This window comes from Micromonospora sp. KC213, from assembly GCF_004348325.1.
Classification (GTDB): Bacteria; Actinomycetota; Actinomycetes; order Mycobacteriales; family Micromonosporaceae; genus Micromonospora.
Map to the genome: position 1 here is coordinate 24,399 of NZ_SMKF01000035.1, position 14,944 is coordinate 39,342.

A 14,944-nucleotide genomic window follows, 5' to 3' on the forward strand; every position below is an offset into this window, starting at 1 on the left:
CCAGCCAACCGTGCCGGCGGCGTGCCCGCCACCACATCGCGGCGCCCCGCTGTCGCCTGCTCCCGACCGTCACGCCGCTTGCCGTACCCGACGGCGGTCCCGGTCACGCACGACACGCCACCAAACCACGCCAGGTTTCACGGCGCGGCCGGCGTCCCTGGGGCGGGACCGACAGAGGTGGCAACCGGCGGCGTTCCCCCTTCCGTAGGCTCGTCGGCCGGCCGCACGATCTGCGCGCCTTCGCGCTGGTTCTCGTCGACCGGTCGGGTTCCCGGCGGTTCCCGGTCAGGAGTGGGCTCGCCCTGCGGGTGCTCACTGAGGTAGCGCACGGCCGTGTTGGCCACGGCAAGCAGCGGAACGGCCACGAGCGCGCCGACGATGCCAGCGACAACGAGCCCGGTGGCGATTGCGAGGATGACAGCGAGCGGATGCAGGGCGACAGCACGGCCCATGATGAGCGGCTGCAGGACATGGCCCTCCAGCTGTTGCACGCCGATGACGACAGCAAGAACGATGAGCGCGCTGACCGGGCCCTGGGTGACCAGCGCTACCAGGACCGCGACCGTGCCGGACAGGGTGGCGCCGATGACCGGAATGAACGCCCCCAGGAACACCAGCCCCGCCAGCGGCAGTGCGAGCGGGACACGCAGCACCGCCAAACCAATGCCGATACCGACGGCATCGACGAACGCGACGAGCACCGTGGCGCGGACGTACGACCCAAGGGTGTGCCAGGAGTAGTGGCCGGCCCGGGCCACCGGGACGCGAGCCGCGCGCGGCAACATCCGGCACAGGAACCGCCAGATCTGCGCCCCGTCACGCAGGAAGAAGAACAGGGTGAACAGCACCAGGAAGAACCCGGCGACCACCTCGCCCAACGTCGTGGCGGTGCTCAACGCGCCGGACGTGATCGCCCCCTGGTTCTCGGACACCTGCTGCTGCAGCCGTTCGAGCGCGGCGCTGAGCTGCGCCTGGGAGATGCCCAGCGGGCCGCGCGAAAGCCGCGCCTGTATCTCCTCCACCCCTTCACGGACCTGCACGGACAGGTCACCGAACTGGGAGACGACCGTCCCGACGATCAGACCCAGACCGGCTGACACGGCCGCCAACCCACCCACGAGCACCATGCCGGCAGCCAGCGACCGGTTGACTCCCCGGTTTCGCAACCCCCGAACCGCCGGCTCGAACAGGGCGGCGAGCAGCAACGCCACCACCACCGGGATGACCACGATACGCAAGAACCCGATCAGTCTGATCAGCAGATAGGCGGTAGCCACGAACAAGATCAGCCGCCACGCCCACGCACCGGCGATCCGCACACCGCGGGGAATGCCGTCGTCCACGCTCGATGCCGCCTCCGCGACGACCACCGGCCTTGTCGACTCACCCGACGGGAAGTCAGCCCGAAACGGCGGCAGCGAGCCGCCCTGCCGCGCGGCCGCCACACGCGCTCGCGCCCGCTCACGCACCGACGCGACCCAGCACATGGCAACCCCCTATTCGACTACGTCAACGGGCGATCTATACCCACGCCATGGATGATCGTCACCCGCGGCCGGAGCTCCGATGACAAGCCGGATCGCACCCCGCTGTGACATGCGCGAAGCCCTTCGACGATGCCCGTTGACCACCCACACCAACGCCGCGCCCAAACACCACCAGGGCACCGGAACGCCTTACGTACCTATAGTCCTGATCGGTTACCTCAGTTCCCCGCTTTGCCGGAGCGGTGGTTACCTGCCGCCGGTTGGCGTCCGGGTGGTGCGGATCGAGTCTGGCTGATCGGTGTGGGCCTGGTGCCAGGCGGTCTCGTACTTGTCCGGGCTGAGTAGCCGAGCTCGCATTGGATGCGGTAGGTGCTGTACCAGCCGTAGGCCCGGCGCCGACGCAGCGCCCAGGTCGCGGCGGGTGGACCCGCCGCGCCAGCCGCGGCGCAGGAACGCGCCCTGCCCCGGCGACGCCATGAGCCGCTCGACGCGTTCGCGCCCGACGCGGATGCCGTCGCAGCGCAACTGCTGGTGCACCCGGTCGGCGCCGTAGGTGCAGCCTGAGGCGGTCCAGATCTCGGAAGATGTTGGACAGCAACCCGCGGTCGACCCTCGTCCCGGTAGCAGGGCTGGTTAGCCCTGTCCAGCCAGCCGTAGTAGGTGGACTCGCATACGCCAGGACCCGTAGCAGGAGTGCGACCGCGTAGCGGCCACGGTGTTCGTCGACGAACGTCATGACCGACGCCGGGTCGCACTCCGCGGCGAAAAACGCGCTCGCCGCCTTGAGCACCTCGTTGACGCGGCGCAGTTCCGCGTTCTCCCGCGCAGCCGGCGGCTTTCCTCGATCATGTCCGTCGTCGGCCGGTCGGTTCGATCACCGCGATCAGTCTCGACCTGACGGATCCAGTTCCGCAACGCCTCGTGATGCACACCGAACTGCTCGGCCAAACGCCAGATCACGGGCTTGGGCTCCGACTCGCGGTACAAGCGCACAGTGCGCTGACGCAACTCGTCGGGGTACTTCTTCAGGGCTGCCACGGAACGTCCTCCCCATGGCCATCAGACCATGATCAGAAGACTCCGGAGAAGCGGGCGGAACTCAGCGTGGGGACCGTGCGCAACTACCTGTTCAGCGCCATGACCAAGTTGGGCGCTTCGAACCGCGTCACCGCCATCCGAAGCGCCCAGCAGACGGGCTGGAGCTATCCGCGCGCAGCCAGCTCCTTGACAGCCTCTCGGGCGAGCTGCCCGGAGTCGTCGGCGAGCAACTGAGCCGCGGGTGCCGACCCGGCTGAGCCTCGCTCGCTCAGCTCAGATCGAGGGGCCAGGAAGCGACCCGATGCCCGCCACCGGCTGCCCTTGATACTGCGATCACCGCTTCCGGTTGAACCTGTTGGCCAGTTCGCGGAGCTTGCGCTGGGTCTGCGGCTTGGCCATTTCCTGCCGTCCCCGCGTCACCATACGCCGCCCCCGAGGGCCGGCCAGGAATGCCTTGATCCGCTGCACCATCGATGTCATCTCATGCCTCACTTCTGTCGTTTCGTGTCCTCGGTGCGGCGCCCCACTGAGTGGGCCGTCTGAGGCAATCTCCCGTCCGCTGGCGCGGCGCCGGCTGGCGCCTGAGCACCCCGGGCTGTTGGACTGTCGGCGGACCACCCTTCTGAGCCGTGTGCGGCGCAACACCGAGCGAAACTGTGTTGCGGAGCCGCCCCATGGGGTACCAGCCGAGGCGAACCGTTCGGCCGACGCTGGTGGGGCAGATTCCGATGGGTGGCGTTCAACCGCACGTGGGTGATGGGTCTTCGGCGGCTGTGCAGCGCCGCGGTCAGCGTCGGACGTTCAGCGTTGGCGTCGCCTCTTGCGCCACCAGTCCCCGCCGAGCAGCGTCGTGCGTGATGACGTTGGTTCCAGCTTCATTCGCGGTGGCGCTGTCGCGCCCGCGGTACGAGGTTTGGTGATGGGCACAATGGGTGGTTCCTTCCCAGTCGGTAGGGCCGGCTCGTCGGGTGCTCCGGCGAGCCGCCGCAGGCCGGCCGCGGTCGACGGCTCGGGCGTAACGAGCCACAAGGAGCCCTGCGGTTCGGCTAAGCCGCAGCTCAGCGGCGGCGTGAAAGCCGGCGACGTTGGCGATTGATTGCGATCCATGCGGTCGCGACCCGGGTGGGCGCCAGCGGGGAACTCAACGACCGCCGGAGTGGATCGGAGCCATGGAGGTCCGTCGGCCGACGGGCGTGGCGGGGTGCAGAGCAGCCGTGACGTCTCCTGGACGGGAGCCGGTATGGCGGGCACCTCGGGCGGATGTCGTCGATTCCGGGATGTCCCTATCGTACTCCTGTTTGGCCTCTCCGGACGAGTTCACCGTCGACCGATATCGCAAGGGGGCCGCTGCTGTCGTCACCGTCTGAGGTAGGCGACGTGCGGTACCGTTGGATCTTCGCGCCTGAGCGTTGATACGTGTGAATGGCGTGCCGCCTCGCGCGCTCGCCGGCGCAACGGCTGCAACGCCGCCAGCTGATCACGTGGGCAGCGCCTGTCGCCTTCCTCCGGAGCCGGTGTGGTGGGCCCCGTGCGCTGACCGATGCCGGATGCCCTGACCGTACGCCGATTCTGACGAGCAGGAGGCCGGAGTCGACGGCGGGCCGGCTGGGTCATGGCGCGGGCCGTTCGGGAGGCTGCTTGCAGCCCGGCCGCGATCCGGCCAGGAGGCCCCCTTCTTGGTTTAGTTCAGTCGGTGAGGCTGGCTCAGCGCGCTGCGTGTTCGGCGCGGGCTGGTGCGCCTACCTGGTGCAGGTGTTGCAGGGCTTGGCGGTAGGAGGTGACGAGGCTGGTCTGTTCGTACGCGACGCCGATCTCAGTGCAGTATGCCTGCACGATCGGCTGGGCCTTACGCAGGTTGGGCGTCGGCATGCCGGGGAACAGGTGGTGCTCGATCTGGTAGTTGAGGCCGCCCAGCGCCGCGTCGGTCAGCCAGCCGCCGCGGACGTTGCGGGAGGTCAGCACCTGCTTGCGCAGGTAGTCCTCGTCGCCGGTCGGGTGCGGCATGCCCTTGTGGTTGGGTGCGAATGTCATGCCGAGGTAGACGCCGAACAGCGCCTGGTGCACCAGCAGGAAGGCGATGGCCTGCGGTGGCGACAGGACGATCAGCAGTGCGGAGAGGTAGCCGACGGCGTGCAGGATCAGCAGGGTGCATTCAAGGCGGTGTCGCTTCACCGTGCCATTGCGCAAGGCCTTGATGCTGGAGACTTTCAGGTCGGCGGCGAGCAGAGCGAGCAGCGGGAAGAACAGCGCGGCCTGGTGCCGGGTGATGAAGCCTTTCAGCCCGCGCCGGCCGAGGGCCGACTTCGTGGCCCAGATGAGAACCTCGGGCGCGACGTCCGGGTCGAGGTCGTCGTGGTTGGGGTTGTTGTGGTGACGGGTGTGCTTGTCCATCCACCAGCCGTAACTCATCCCGACGCAGAGGTTTCCGGTGAGCCGTCCGGCGACTTCGCCGGGGCGTTTGGTGCGGAACACCTGGCGATGGGCCAGATCGTGCGCCACGAGCGCGACCTGGGTGAACGTGACGGCCAGGAACGCGGCCGTCACCAACTGCCACCAGGACGAGCCGATGAGGAAGAACGCGGTCCAACCGCCGAGGAACATGAGCGTGACGACGCTCAGCCGTGCGAGGTAGTAGGCGGGCCGGCGCTGCATCAGCCCCTCGCCGCTGATCCGGCGGGACAGCACGGCGAAGTCGCTGCCCGTCGTTGTCCTCAACGGTGCCATGGTTATTGTCATGCTTCTATCAAACCGCCAGGGGCATGCATCGTCAGGAGTGCTACGTCCTACGGCCCGGTGGTGCTAGCACCACCATTGAACCGCCCGCCAGCCGGCACTATATGACCTGTGGAGATGCCCGAGACCGGTGCACGGCTGCGCCGATGGGGCCGGCGCGGTGCGCACTCCGTGCTGGGCGGCATGGCCGCGATCGGGCTGGCCTTCACCAACCTGCCGCTGCTCACCGCGTCGGTTGTCGCGTTGGCCCTGACGCCGGTGCCGTTCCTCGGTTTAGCGCTGGTGCCGTGGACGATGACGCTGGTCCGCAAGCGCGCCGATCTCGAGCGCAGACGTGCTTCACGAACCGGCGTCCTGGTGACCCGCCCGTACCACCCGTCCCCGGAACGGGCCATGGCCGACGGCTGGCAGCGCTTCCGGTGGACCGTGACGGACCCGGCCACCTGGCGTGACCTCGCCTGGCTCCTGCCCGGCGCGATCGTCGGGTTCACACTCGGGACGATCGCTGTCGTCGTGCCCCTGTACGGCCTCGCGGGTCTGACGCTGACGCCGCTATGGATCTGGCTCGCCACCGGCTGGTACCACTACGGCGCCATCTGGTCCATCGATACGGCGCCCGCCGGGCTGCTCTGCCTACCGCAAGGCGCCGTCATCCTTGCGGTCGGCCTGTGGGCGGCGCCGTGGCTGCGCCGCGTTGACGCCCTCTTCGCCCGGCTCTTCCTCGCGCCAACCAGGGCCGCTGAGCTCCGGCTGCGCGTCACGCAGCTGACCCTCACGCGCGCTGACACCGTGGACGCCCAAGCGGCCGAGCTGCGCCGCATCGAACGCGACCTGCACGACGGCGTCCAAGCCCGCCTCGTCTCGCTGAGCATGATCATCGGCCTGGCCGACGAACTCATCGACCGGAACCCGGCCGAGGCCCACAAGCTGCTCGCGGAAGCGCGTGAGTCCAGCGGTACGGCGCTGGTCGAGCTGCGGCACCTCGTCCGCGGCATCCACCCACCGGTGCTGGCCGAACGTGGACTCGGCGGCGCGGTCCGTGCGCTGGCGCTCAGCCTGCCGGTCCCGATCACGGTCGACATCGACCTACCGGGACGGCCCGACACACCCGTCGAGTCCGCGGCGTACTTCGCCGTCGCCGAGGCGCTGACCAACATGATCCGGCACAGCCGCGCCCACAGCGGGTCGGTGTCCGTACGGCACGCGGACGGCGCGCTAACCATGGTGGTCACCGACGACGGCGCAGGAGGCGCCGACCCCGCAGCCGGCACCGGTCTGCGCGGTATCGAACGCCGCCTCGCCGCGTTCGATGGCACCATGGCCCTGTCGAGCCCGCCCGGGGGACCCACCGTCATCACCATGGAGATACCGTGCGCGTTGTCATCGCCGAGGACCATGCCCTCCTCCGAGACGGACTGACCCGGCTCCTGCAGGCCTTCGACTTCGACGTCGTCGCAGCCATCGACAACGGACCGGCCCTGTTGCCCGCCCTGATCACGCACAAGCCCCGGGTGGCGATCATCGATGTCCGCCTCCCCCCGACATTCACCGACGAAGGTCTGCAAGCCGCGATCGCGGCCCGAACCCAGGTGCCTGGCCTGCCGATCCTTATGCTCTCCCAGCACGTCGAGCCCTTGTACGCCCGCGAACTGCTCAGCACCCCGCACGGCGGTGTGGGCTATCTGCTCAAGGATCGTGTGTCCGACGTCGGGGAGTTCGTCGACGCCGTCCGCCGGGTCGCCGACGGCGGCACCGCCATGGACCCTGAGGTGATCGCCCAACTACTCGTCCGCCGGGAGCCACTGGCGGTACTCACCGCCCGGGAACGGGAGCTGCTCGGTGTCATGGCTGAAGGCCGCTCCAACGCCGCCATCGCGGCCAAGCTCCGCATCACCGAGAAAGCCGTGAGCAAGCACATCAACAACATCCTCACCAAACTGGACATGCCACCCTCCGACGACGACAACCGCCGCGTCCTCGCCGTCCTGGCATACCTCAACGCCTGACCGGCTGGAACGGAGGGACAATGATCATCGATGCTCAAAGACCCGCAACCGTGCACGAGGTCGTAAAGGATGTCTCGTAACTGGGTGAGGCGTTACCGAACGTTGACCCGCCGACCGGTAGCCTCGTCAACGCCGGCCTCGTCAAGATGGGCATCCAGTTCGACGTCGAGCGCCGACCCGAGAACAGTCGGGTGATCCCGGCGAGGAGCCTACCCGGCCCGACAAGGGACGCTCGGACGGCAGGCCAGCACGCGTCGTGTCTTCGACGTGACGCCGAGGCTCGTCACCTCAGACCATGATCAGCGACGTGGCTCCGTGCCGCAGCTTTGACCTGCTGCCGTTTATGCTGCGCCGAGTGAGCGACATCGAGATGAACGGCGTGGATCTCAACGAGGTGCTGCTAGCGGTGGAGAAAGCCGCCCCGGTCGACGCCGTCGAGGCGGTGACGCGCAGCGCCGGGGTGAACCTCGGCGCGTTGTGGGTGTCGTTCCTCGTGGCCGACATGAGCGGGCGCGCCCTGGTGCGCCTGGTCCACGTCCCTATCGGTGACGTGCCCGACGGACGCCGGCAGGACCAGGACCTGGCAGTGGTGCTGCCCTTCGACGGCGGTCCGCAGGAGCAGGCGCTGCGCACGCAACAGGTTCTGGTCGAGCACGCCGGTGATCATCACGTGGTGCGAGCGCCGGTCACCCAGCGCGGCGAGGCCATCGGGCTGTTGGAGATCGCCGTGTCTGCCGCACCGACCGACGCGGTCGCGCATCAGGTGTCACGTGCCGCGCACACGTTGGCGTTCGTGGTCATCGCCAACCGGCGCCACACCGACCTGTTCGAGTGGGGGCAGCGAACCACGGCGTTCACCCTCGCCGCGGAGATCCAAAGGCGGCTGCTGCCCTCCTCGTTCACCTGTGAGGCCGACTCGTTCACCGTGGCGGGATGGCTGGAGCCGGCCGCCAGCATCGGCGGCGACACCTTCGACTACAGCCTGGCCCGCGACCTGCTGCACCTGAGTATCACCGACGCGGTGGGCCACGGTGTGCACAGCGCACTCACCGCGACCCTGTGCGTCGGCGGACTCCGTAACGCACGGCGCCGCGGCGGCACCCTGCTCGAACAGGCGCAGGCCGCGCACGAGGCGCTCGTCGCCAACGCCGCGGCCGGTTCGCCCTTCGCCACGGGACTTCTCGGCCGGTTGGACCTGTCCACGGGGATCCTTGCCGTCGTCAACGCCGGACACCCCGCACCGCTGTTGGTGCGCGACCGGGCGGTGCTGCCAGTGGTCCTGCCCATCAGTCGGCCTTTCGGGGTACGACCTGCCGCGCCCTACCGGGCTGCCGAGGTCGAGTTGCAGGCCGGCGACCGGTTGGTACTGCTCACCGACGGCATGCTCGAACGAGGCGCCGCCGCCCTTGACCTGCCCGCACGGCTGCTGCATCTGAGCGCGCTGCACCCCCGGGAGGTCGTCCGGGTCCTCGGCGATCTCGTCCTCGAAGTCGCCGGACCTGTCCTACCCGATGACGCCTGCCTGCTCGTCCTCGACTGGCACGGCGGGCACGGCGACACCCGCCGCACCGCGGCCGGCGCCGACCACCACCGGGCCAGCAAATCCCTACCGCCGATAGCCAGCAGGCGGTGATGGCTGCTTCGTTCAGCCCGGCCGCGGGTGTCGGCGCGGGATGAGGGCGTGCGGCTGGCGCCCAGGCCTACGACCCGGCCGGGCTCGGCAGGGGGAAGATCTGTTCGATCCACCGCCGCTACACCCGCTACCAACTGCGCCTGGCCGCTACGAGCCCGGGAGATGGTCGACCAGGGCACCGCTCTGGAAGCCGCCTGCCGGGATCATCGTCCTGGAAGACCAGTTTGAGGAAGCCCTTCAACACAACCAGAGACTGCAGCGCCGCCAGCAAGGCGGCGCCGCCTGACCCCAACGCCTGACAATCCCTGCTCCACCCGGAGAAGGGACCGTTTGTCGTACCGGAAGATCTCGATGCTCGGGCTTGAGGTTGTCGGGTCTGGTGAGATCATCCGGGCGAGCCGGCGCGGGGAGATGTGGCTGCGGTCGACGTCCGCGCGGCCTTGGTTGATGTCCTTGTGCCGCAGGTTCAGACAGCCGGTGAAGCCGAAGGCCTTGATCTCGTCGAAGAGGTGCTTGACGCCGACGCCGGGGTCCTCGGCCCGACGTGTGCGCAGGCGCTCACGGTAGGGGTCGACGAGGTTGGCACGGTATTTGGGGACGCGGAGCATCCGCTTGGGCCGGGGCGGGCGGATTCGAGCAGACCTACGCCCTGGCCGAGCAGGTCATGGATTTGATGCCAGCGTTTAGAGTTGTCCGCGCGGGGCCCGTCGCAGATGGGTGCGGGGCTGGCGGAGCCGCAAGCCGTGGATCTTCGACAACGATGCCGTAGAGGAAGCGTTCGGACGCGCCGGCAACGTCGCCACGCGCCTCGCCATCGGATGGGAACAGCACCTCCAGAGCCTGCCCCGTCCGTGGACAACTCCGGATTGATCCTCCGCCCCGCTCCCGTGGGGATCCGTCAGACGCCTTCCTGACGGCATCGGGACAGCTTGGCATTTATGAACGCTTGACTACGGTGAAGAGCCAGGCGGCCCGCGGGCTGGACACGCTACGCGGCCTTCAGCGCCGATCTGGCTGCTGGCCGGGTTCTACGGTGATGGCGTCGCCGGCCTCAGACTGCCTGGGCTGGCCGGGGATGAGATTTGGTTGATCGCCGACGTCACCGAGCTCGACTCGTACATCTTCCTGCTCTGCGCGGGCCTGGCCCTCGGTGCGGTGATGGCGCAGGCGGCGAAGACCGTCATACAGGCGGCGCCGCCTCCGGCTTCGGCAATCGCGTGATCCGGTAGGCGTTCACCACACCGTGACCTTCGAAATCGCGGTGACCTTCCGTTCCACACGTGGCGGCGGTTGCGGCAAACGCGAGCGGGCGGCCGGGGAATCTCGCCCCGGCCGCCCGCTGCGGTTCAGTACCCGGTCCTACGCGCTCACGCGTACGAGGTGACGATAAACGCGCCGCAGCTGCCAGAAATGATCTTCCGGTCGCCGTAGTCGCCCAGGCAAACCGTGAAGTCGAACCGGGTTCCCTCGGGCATGTTGATCACCCTGCTGGTGGAGGTGCCCTTGCCCTGGTGTGCCCAGAGGTACTCCCAGCCCTTGTCGTTGTCAAAGCGGTTGTACTTCATGACGACGGAGTGCCCGTCGGCCTTGTCGTCGTAGGCATGCAGCAGCTCCTTGCCGCTCACGTAGTCGTGCGTGAAGTCGGCGTGCCCATCCGAGCAGACGTTCGTGCAGTTGGTGCCGTCGCGGCCCGGGTCCGCGGCGGCCGGGCCGGCGGTCAGTACGCCGAAGGCGGCCACCAGGCCGAGGACGGATGCGGCCTTGTGCAGCAGTGTCAAGGAAACTCCCCGTGTCAATGTGATCCGCGGGCGGCGGCAGGCCACGAGGGTCCGCGCATGCGCCGTCCGCGGCATGGGTGCGGAGAAATTAGCCATGATCTTGACAGGGATGCAAATCTTCTTCACATTGCCATCACATTTCTGGAGCCGGCCGGCCGCGTTCTTTGCGGCGGCGATGGCCATCGACCGCATGCCGGCGGCCCTGACTTGCACCAATGCGCCAACCCCGACCCCGGAAGCGCCGCAGCTGCGGTGACCGGGCAAGGGATCGTGCGCGTGTCGCCCCTTGGAGCCCGGTGACGGCTACATCGGCAGGGCGTCGGCCACCTGCAGCTGTAGCCCGTTCGCGCACACGTTGGCCCCGATGTGCAGGCTGCCGTGCACCTCCACCCAGGCTCCGGGGCGGACGACAGCCGGGTCTCCGCCGAGGAGGGTGTAGCTGCCCCAGTCAGTGCGAAGGACGCGACAGTTCATGCCCACCTGCTGGACCATGCCCCGGAGGGTGATCCCCCTGACCGAGGCGACCGACTGGCCCGAACCGGCGACGGTGAGGGACGCCGCGGACGCGGACTGCCCGGGCAGGACGACGAGGAGCGCCGCAACGCCGAGGGCGACGCCGGCCGGGACGCGGAGCAGCCTACGCATCTGCATGTGTCGAAGTGTTACCGGTGGCTCACGGCTAGGTCAAGCCCTCGGCGCATCCACATTGGAGGGACGCGGGAGCCTAGAGCGCCGCCGACACCGAGCGCAAGCACCTGTCACTCGAGTCACACATTGGTGTTGATTCGATTACCAGATGTCACGATGATGGCAAAGATCGACAGGTGGCCATGTCCCGGCTCCGGTCTCAGGCGTCGGCCACCATCGAACGGGGAGGAACATGTCCATCAGCACAAGAGTGGCCCGCGCCCTGTTAGCGGTGACCCTGACGGGCTCACTCGTCGTCGCGACGCCCACCGCGAGCTCGGCCGCGGTCACGGGCTCGCCCGATCGCTCGCCCTCCGACAACCAGGTCACACTCATCACCGGCGACCGGCTCACCGTCAGCGAAGACGGCCAGGTCGTCGTCGAGCACGATCCGGAACGCAGCGGCGTACGGTTCACCAACTACCGCCGGGACGGAAACACCTACGTCCTCCCGTCCGACGCGCTGCCCGCGTTGACCGCCGGCAAGCTGGATCACGAACTGTTCAACGTGACCGCGCTGCTCGCCGCCGGCCACGGCACCAACGGCAGCGGCCTCCCGCTCATCGTGACGTACGCGCCGACCGGTGAGGCGGCAACCCGTGGCTACCTCGCCGCCGGTGGCGCCACCGTCGGCCGCGAGCTGTCCAGCGTGGACAGCCTCGCCGCCAAAACCGACCACGACAGCACAGCCGACCTGTGGCTTGAGTTGACCACCGCCGTCTCGCAGGGACGGGCGCTGCGCCCCGCGGTGAGCCGGGTGTGGCTGGACCGGCTGCGGGAGACGGCGCTCGACGTCAGCGTTCCGCAGGTGGGCGCACCCGCCGCCTGGGCAGCCGGCTACGACGGCACCGGCGTGAAGGTTGCCGTTCTGGACACCGGCATCGACGCCACCCACCCCGACCTGGCCAATGCCGTCGTCGCCGCACAGAACTTCACCACCGACCCCGACGCCCGCGACCTCAACGGCCACGGCACCCACGTGGCCTCGACCATCGCGGGCACCGGCGCGGCGTCGCAGGGCGCGAACCGGGGCGTGGCGTCGGGAGCCAAGCTACTCAACGGCAAAGTTTGCGACGCCTCCGGCTACTGCCCCGACTCGGCCGTGATCGCCGGAATGGAATGGGCGGTGGCCCAGGGCGCCGACGTCGTCAACCTGAGCCTCGGCGGCCGCGACCGGCCCGGCATCGACCCGCTGGAGCAGGCGGTGAACGAGCTGACCGCCAGCAGCGGCACGATCTTCGTCATCGCGGCCGGCAACGACGGCGCGGACGAGGCAGTCGGCTCGCCCGGCAGCGCGGACGCGGCGCTGACCGTGGGCGCCGTGGACGGCTCGAACAACCTGGCGAGCTTCTCCAGCCGGGGCCCGCGCCCGGATGACGCGGCAATCAAGCCGGACATCACCGCACCCGGCGTGAACATCACCGCGGCCCGCAGCTCCACCGCTCCGATCGGCACCCCGGGCGCGCCGTACATCGACAACAGCGGCACGTCGATGGCGACGCCGCACGTGGCGGGCGCCGCGGCCGTTCTCGCGCAGCGCCACCCGACCTGGTCGCCGACGCAGATCAAGGCGGCCCTGATGGGTTCGGCCGCACGCCACCCGGCGCAGGGGGTCTTCGCGCAGGGAGCCGGGCGGCTCGACGTCGCGCGGAGCGTCCAGCAACCGGTGGTCGCCGACCCGCCCAGCCTGAGCCTCGGCCGGCAGCAGTGGCCGCACGGCGACGACCCGGTGCTCACCAGGACGGTCACCTATCGCAACCACGGCACCAGCCCGCTGACCCTGAACCTCGCGCTGACCACGTCCGGGCCGGGCGGCGGCGCGGCCCCGGCCGGCATGTTCACCCTCAGCGCCAGTTCGGTGACAGTCCCCGCTGGCGGCCAGGCGTCCGTACAGCTCACCACGGACACCAGGGTCACCGCCCCGGACGGGTACCACACCGGGTACCTCACCGCCACCGGCCCGAGCGTGCTGGTCAGCACGCCGTTCGCGGTGGACCGGGCGGTGGAGGCGTACGACCTGACGCTGCAGCACCTCGACCGCGCGGGCAACCCCACCACGGCGTACTTCGGCCTGGTCCAGAGCGCCGACGGCAGCAGGGTCTGGATCGTGGGCGGCCCCGGTCCGGTCACCGTGCCGCGGGTGCCCGCCGGCGCGTACCTGGTGACCAGCGCGGTGTACGGCGGCGGCCCGGCCGGACCGGAGACCACGGTGCTGGCCGCGCCACGGGTGGAGATGAACCAGGCACGCAGCCTGGTCATGGACGCCAGACTGGCCCAGCCGGTCAGCGTTTCCGTGCCGGACCCGCAGGCCAGCGTCATGATGACCGAAGTCGGCGTGCAGATGAACGGCAGCGGGGAGAGCGCCTACTACACCCAGCGTGTCGGATCCGGGACGACCTACATCGGGCAACTCGGCAGCCAGTACGTGTGGGGCTCCTTCTCCAAGGTCGGCTTCACGGTGGCCCGACCCGGCCCGGGCGGCGGCTCGTTCAACTCGCCCCGGGTCTACCACCTGGCCTGGTTCACCGACCAGCGCCTACCGACCGGCTTCAACCGGACGGTGGCCAGCAGCGATCTGGCCACCGTGGAGACCCACTACGCCGGGCACATCCCCGGGACGGTGGGGACCAAGGCCGCGTACGCGCACCCCGGCGGCACGTTGTACGGCACCCAGGTCGGCCACGTGGCGGGTGTCGGGTTGTCGTTCAGCCTCCCGTTCTCGCGCACCGAGGTGTACAACACCGACGGCGGCATCCGGTGGCACTCGGCCTTCCTGGAATCGACCTACTACCTCGGGCCGGGCATCAACTACCTGAACTCCGGTGTGAAGACGTACACCGGCGGCGCCACCTCGCAGGAGACCTGGAACAGGCCGGTGTACGGCCCGGCCTTCACCTCGTCGATCTACAACGACAACTGGGTGACCCGCACCGGCAACGTCATCACCGCCAATGTGCCCTTGTTCGGCGACGGCGACGGCCACGCGGGTCTGCCGGATCCGGCGACGACAAGCGGGACCTTGGTGCTCAAGCGCAACGGCGTCACCATCGGTGAACTGGCCAACCCGGCGTACGAATGGAGACGGTTCACCGTGCCGGCCGGCAACGCCACGTACCGGCTGGAAGCGACGGTGGAGCGGGCAGCGCCGGTGACACTGTCCACCAAGGTGAGCGCGGCCTGGACGTTCATCTCGGACACGGTGTCCCCGACGGCGAAGCTGCGGCTGCCGTTGTGGGCGGTGACGTTCAGCCCGAGCCTCGACGCCCAGAGCACCGCGCCGGCCGGTACCACCTTCGTCATCCCGCTCAGCGCGTCCGCGCAGCCGGCGTCGGCGACCAGCACCCTGCGCAGCCTGACCGTCGACTACTCGGTCAACGACGGCGCCACCTGGCAGAGCGCCACGGTGAACGCGACGAACGGCGTCGGCACGGCCAGCGTGACCCACCCGAACACCACCGGGTTCGTGTCACTGCGGGCTCGCGCGGAGGACCAGGCCGGCAACGTCGTCGAGCAGACCGTGATCCGGGCCTACCGGATGGCGCCCGCCTGACCGGCGTCCGTCCAGCGCCCCACCGCCCCGTC

The 14,944-nt window shown here is 69.3% G+C and carries 10 protein-coding genes and 1 pseudogene; 5 read left to right on the forward strand and 6 right to left on the reverse strand.

Annotated features, from left to right (window positions below):
- Positions 1 to 137 precede the first annotated feature (137 nt).
- From E1166_RS10590 to E1166_RS10610, 3 genes are all read right to left on the reverse strand, one after another.
- Positions 138 to 1,370, reverse strand: a complete 1,233-nt coding sequence (locus tag E1166_RS10590) for an AI-2E family transporter (RefSeq protein WP_243710289.1) — start codon at positions 1,368 to 1,370, stop codon at positions 138 to 140.
- 1,488 nt (positions 1,371 to 2,858) lie between these two features.
- Complete coding sequence (locus E1166_RS30860; protein ID WP_165942546.1) at positions 2,859 to 3,005, reverse strand: hypothetical protein; 147 nt, start codon at positions 3,003 to 3,005, stop codon at positions 2,859 to 2,861.
- 1,224 nt (positions 3,006 to 4,229) lie between these two features.
- A complete protein-coding gene (locus E1166_RS10610; RefSeq protein ID WP_243710291.1) occupies positions 4,230 to 5,249 on the reverse strand; it encodes an acyl-CoA desaturase in 1,020 nt (339 codons plus the stop codon).
- Positions 5,250 to 5,375: 126 nt separating this feature from the next.
- Between E1166_RS10610 and E1166_RS10615 the strand changes: the two genes are divergently transcribed.
- The 3 genes from E1166_RS10615 to E1166_RS10630 all read left to right on the forward strand — a co-directional run bounded on the left by E1166_RS10615 (position 5,376) and on the right by E1166_RS10630 (position 8,897).
- A complete protein-coding gene (locus tag E1166_RS10615; protein ID WP_132338007.1) occupies positions 5,376 to 6,677 on the forward strand; it encodes a sensor histidine kinase in 1,302 nt (433 codons plus the stop codon).
- Positions 6,629 to 7,264 carry a response regulator transcription factor gene (locus E1166_RS10620; RefSeq protein ID WP_132338009.1) on the forward strand — a complete coding sequence of 212 codons (636 nt, stop codon included), beginning with the start codon at positions 6,629 to 6,631 and terminating at the stop codon, positions 7,262 to 7,264. Before E1166_RS10615 ends, E1166_RS10620 begins: the two co-directional genes overlap by 49 nt.
- A 355-nt stretch (positions 7,265 to 7,619) precedes the next feature.
- Complete coding sequence (locus E1166_RS10630; protein ID WP_243710290.1) at positions 7,620 to 8,897, forward strand: PP2C family protein-serine/threonine phosphatase; 1,278 nt, start codon at positions 7,620 to 7,622, stop codon at positions 8,895 to 8,897.
- A 342-nt stretch (positions 8,898 to 9,239) separates the two neighbouring features.
- Here E1166_RS10630 and E1166_RS10640 read toward each other — a convergent pair.
- Positions 9,240 to 9,615: pseudogene (locus E1166_RS10640) on the reverse strand (ISL3 family transposase); the annotation flags it as partial.
- Between the two features lie 368 nt (positions 9,616 to 9,983).
- Here E1166_RS10640 and E1166_RS32480 point away from each other — a divergent pair.
- A complete protein-coding gene (locus E1166_RS32480; RefSeq protein ID WP_279433218.1) occupies positions 9,984 to 10,118 on the forward strand; it encodes a hypothetical protein in 135 nt (44 codons plus the stop codon).
- Between the two features lie 146 nt (positions 10,119 to 10,264).
- On the opposite strand, the gene E1166_RS10645 is transcribed toward E1166_RS32480, so the two are convergent.
- Both E1166_RS10645 and E1166_RS10650 read right to left on the reverse strand, forming a co-directional pair.
- A complete protein-coding gene (locus E1166_RS10645) occupies positions 10,265 to 10,858 on the reverse strand; it encodes a hypothetical protein (RefSeq protein WP_132338011.1) in 594 nt (197 codons plus the stop codon).
- A 120-nt stretch (positions 10,859 to 10,978) separates the two neighbouring features.
- Positions 10,979 to 11,326 (reverse strand): hypothetical protein, encoded by a 348-nt coding sequence (locus E1166_RS10650; RefSeq protein ID WP_132338013.1) that lies wholly within the window; start codon positions 11,324 to 11,326, stop codon positions 10,979 to 10,981.
- A 229-nt stretch (positions 11,327 to 11,555) separates the two neighbouring features.
- Here E1166_RS10650 and E1166_RS10655 point away from each other — a divergent pair, with 229 nt between their 5' ends.
- Entirely contained in the window at positions 11,556 to 14,912 is a 3,357-nt protein-coding gene (locus E1166_RS10655) for a S8 family serine peptidase (protein ID WP_132338015.1), read from the forward strand.
- Positions 14,913 to 14,944: the final 32 nt, after the last annotated feature.

Bases quoted from the DNA above. Each gene is read 5' to 3' on its own strand.
- E1166_RS30860 (WP_165942546.1), bottom strand. From the start codon at position 3,005: ATGACATCGATGGTGCAGCGGATCAAGGCATTCCTGGCCGGCCCTCGG.
- E1166_RS10645 (WP_132338011.1), bottom strand. From the start codon at position 10,858: ATGGCCATCGCCGCCGCAAAGAACGCGGCCGGCCGGCTCCAGAAATGT.
- E1166_RS10610 (WP_243710291.1), bottom strand. From the start codon at position 5,249: ATGGCACCGTTGAGGACAACGACGGGCAGCGACTTCGCCGTGCTGTCC.
- E1166_RS10650 (WP_132338013.1), bottom strand. From the start codon at position 11,326: ATGCAGATGCGTAGGCTGCTCCGCGTCCCGGCCGGCGTCGCCCTCGGC.
- E1166_RS10615 (WP_132338007.1), top strand. From the start codon at position 5,376: ATGCCCGAGACCGGTGCACGGCTGCGCCGATGGGGCCGGCGCGGTGCG.
- E1166_RS10655 (WP_132338015.1), top strand. From the start codon at position 11,556: ATGTCCATCAGCACAAGAGTGGCCCGCGCCCTGTTAGCGGTGACCCTG.